This window comes from Streptomyces sp. AMJ-169 (assembly GCF_055597585.1).
Genome location: NZ_JBVLTJ010000027.1, coordinates 1 through 3,703 on the forward strand (window position 1 = coordinate 1; position 3,703 = coordinate 3,703).

The window sequence follows — 3,703 nt, forward strand, 5'->3', positions numbered from 1 at the left end:
ACCCAACCCCGTGAGTTCCTCACGCAGGTCGAGCGCATCGGGAGCCTCCAGCCCCCGGCGGCTGACCAGCACCACATGCTCCGCACCACGGGCCACCGCCCACCGCGCCACATGCCCACCCAGACCACCCGTCCCACCCGTGATCAACACCGAACCCCGCAACCGAACTTCAGCACCCCCCGCACCGGCCCCGGCCCGGACCAGGCGACGCCCGTACACACCCGACTCCCGCACAGCGACCTGATCCTCACCACCCATCAGCACCCGCACCAACAACCCACCAGTCTGTCCGTCGAACACCGCAGGCAGATCCACCAGCCCACCCCACCGGCCCGGCAGATCCAACGCCGCAGCACGACCAAAACCCCACAACGCCGTCTGCACCGGACTGCCCACCGGATCCGCAGACCCAACCGACACCCCACCCCGCGTCACACACCACACCCGCGCAGCGATCCCCGCATCACCCAACGCCTGGACCAACCCCACCGTCCCGGCCAGACCGACAGGTGTCGCGTCGAACCCCTCACACGCCTCCTCGACCACACCCAGCAACGACACCACCCCAGCAGGCTCAGGCAGATCCGCCAACTGCGCGGCAAGCACGGCACGGTCGACGTCCCCCGCTACCTCCAGCCGCACCACCCCAGCACCCAACGCCCCGATCACAGAAGCAACCCACGCATCCTCACCCCACCCAGCGGGCACCACCACCAGCCAGGTGCCCGGCAGAGCAGCCCCGGACATCCCCGGCAGCAGCTTCCAACTCTCCGCGAACCGCCACCCATCCACTGCGGACCGGGCCCGCCGACGCTCACGCCACGCCGACAACGCCGGCACCACCTCAGCCAAAACCCCCTCGTCGACCCCCAACTCAGCCGACAACACCCCCACATCCGCACCCCGCACCACCGACCACAGCTCGTCCTCCACCCCTGCCACCGCAGACCCGGACACCGACTCCGGCCAGTACCGCTCACGCTGGAAGGCATACGTCGGCAGATCAACCGCCGCGTCCCGGCCCACGATCGCCGGCCAGTCCACCGGAACACCACGGGTATGCAACCGGGCCACAGCAGCCAGGAGTTGTTCAGGTTCGTTCCCGTCCCGGCGCAAGGTCCCGGTCACGACCGCCGCGGGGTGGGACTCGAACAGAGTCTCCTCCAGACTGGGAGTCAGCACCGGATGCGGACTGACCTCCACGAACACCCCATGACTGGCCTCGGCCAGTGCCCGGGTGGTGTCCGCCAGCAGCACTGTCCGCCGCAGGTTGCGGTACCAGTAGCCGGCGTCCAGCTCACGGGTGTCGGTCAGTTCACCGGTCACGGTGGAGTAGAACGCGACCGCACCCTCCACCGGGGTGATCCCGGCCAGGGACGCGACCAACTCCGTCTCGATCTCCTCGACCTGCGAGGAATGCGACGCGTAATCCACCTCGACCCGACGAGCCCGGAAACCCTCCGCCTCCCCCGCCACAACCAGCTCCGCCACCGCTTCCGCATCACCGGACACCACCACCGACGACAGCCCGTTCACCGCCGCAACCGACAACCGCCCCTCCCACCGCGCGACCAACAACTCCACCTCAGCCTGAGGCAACCCCACCGACACCATCCCACCCCGCCCGGACAGTGACCCGGCGATCAGACGGCTGCGCACCGCACTGACCCTGGCGCCGTCGGCCAGCGACAGCCCGCCCGCCACGCACGCCGCCGCGATCTCCCCCTGCGAATGCCCCACCACAGCAGCCGGCGTCACCCCCAGCGAACGCCACACCTCCGCGAGCGACACCATCACCGCCCACAACACCGGCTGCACCACATCGACGCGCTCCAGCGCCGCCTGATCCCCCAATGCCTCCAACAGGTCCCACTCCACGAACGGGGCCAACGCCTCAGCACACTCCCCCATCCGCTCCGCGAACACAGAGGAGGACGCCAGCAACCCCTGCGCCATACCCACCCACTGCGAACCCTGCCCCGGGAACACAAACACCACACCACGCCCACCAGCCACACCCCGGTCAGCCACCCCGGACACCACACCAGCACCCGGCTCCCCGGCCGCCAACCCACCCAGCCCGGCTATCAACTCGTCCCGGCCAGCACCCAGGACAACCGCCCGGTGCACCAGACTCGCCCTGGTCCCCACAAGCGCCGCACCCACACCCACCAGATCCAGCCCCGCACCCGCCTCCACAAACGCCACAAGCCGCCGCGCCTGATCCCGCAACGCCGACTCCGACCTCCCCGACAACACCCACGGCACCACCGACGAAACCACCACCGGAGCAACAACATCCACATCGGACACCGGCACTGCTTCCGGGGCCTGCTCGAGAATCACGTGAGCGTTGGTGCCACTGACTCCGAACGAAGACACCCCCGCACGCCACGGCCGATCGACCACCGGCCACGGTTGCTGCTCGGTCAGCAACTCCACCGCACCCGCCGACCAGTCCACCTCCGTGCTCGGCTCATCCACATGCAGAGTGCGGGGCAACACACCCCGCTGCATCGCCAGCACCATCTTGATCACACCCGCGACACCAGCAGCCGCCAGCGTGTGACCGATGTTGGACTTGACCGATCCGAGCCACAGCGGGCGATCCACCGGCCGATCCTGCCCGTACGTGGCCAACAGCGCCTGGGCCTCGATCGGGTCACCCAGCCGGGTCCCCGTACCGTGCGCCTCCACCACATCCACCTCAGCCGCAGACACACCGGCACTGGCCAAGGCCTGTCGGATCACCCGCTGCTGGGACGGACCGTTCGGCGCGGTCAGCCCGTTCGAAGCACCGTCCTGGTTGATCGCCGAGCCCCGCACCACCGCAAGCACCCGGTGACCGTTGCGCTGAGCGTCCGACAACCGCTCCACCACCAACAGCCCCACACCCTCGGCCCACCCAGTGCCGTCGGCCGCCGAGGAGAACGCCTTGCAACGGCCGTCCCCCGCCAACCCGCCGTACATGGCGAACCCGCCGAAGATGCCCGGTGTGGCCATCACCGCCACACCACCGGCCAGCGCCATCGAGCACTCACCGGACCGCAGTGCCTGAGCCGCGAGATGCAGCGCGACCAACGACGACGAACACGCCGTGTCCACCGTCACCGCGGGCCCTTCGAACCCCAACGTGTAAGCGATCCGGCCCGACAACACGCTGCTCGCGCTACCGGTCAGCAGGTAGCCGTCGGCGTCACCGGAGGCATCCCCCACGGTGTCGTATCCCGAGACTGCCCCGCCCACGAACACCCCGGTCTTGCTGCCCCTCAACAACTCCGGGTCGATGCCCGCCCGTTCCAGCGCCTCCCACGACGTCTCCAGCAACAACCGCTGCTGCGGATCCATCGCCAACGCCTCACGCGGCGAGATTCCGAAAAACTCCGCATCGAACCCCGCCGCGTCGTGAAGGAAACCGCCGTGCCGGGTGTAACCGGTGCCGCGGTGGTCGGGGTCCGGGTCGTTGAGGGTGTCCTGTGGCCAGCCGCGGTCGACGGGAAAATCGGAGATCGCGTCCACCCCGTCGCCGACCAGCCGCCAGAGGTCCTCGGGCGAGGTCACCCCGCCGGGGAAGCGGCACGCCATCCCGACCACCGCGATCGGCTCCAGTGTGGTCAGCTCGGCATTGCGGCGGCGGAGTCGCTCGGTCTCCTTCACCGACTCGCGCAGCGCTTCGATAAGCCTGTCCTGCGAAACCGTCACC

1 protein-coding gene is annotated in these 3,703 nt (G+C 69.3%); it reads right to left on the reverse strand.

Annotated elements, in window-relative coordinates; all coding sequences use genetic code 11:
• Positions 1–3,702 (reverse strand): type I polyketide synthase (locus ACYUD3_RS37470; protein ID WP_470980647.1); only part of this gene is annotated, 3,702 nt, incomplete at its 3' end.
• Between the last annotated feature and the right edge of the window lies 1 nt (position 3,703).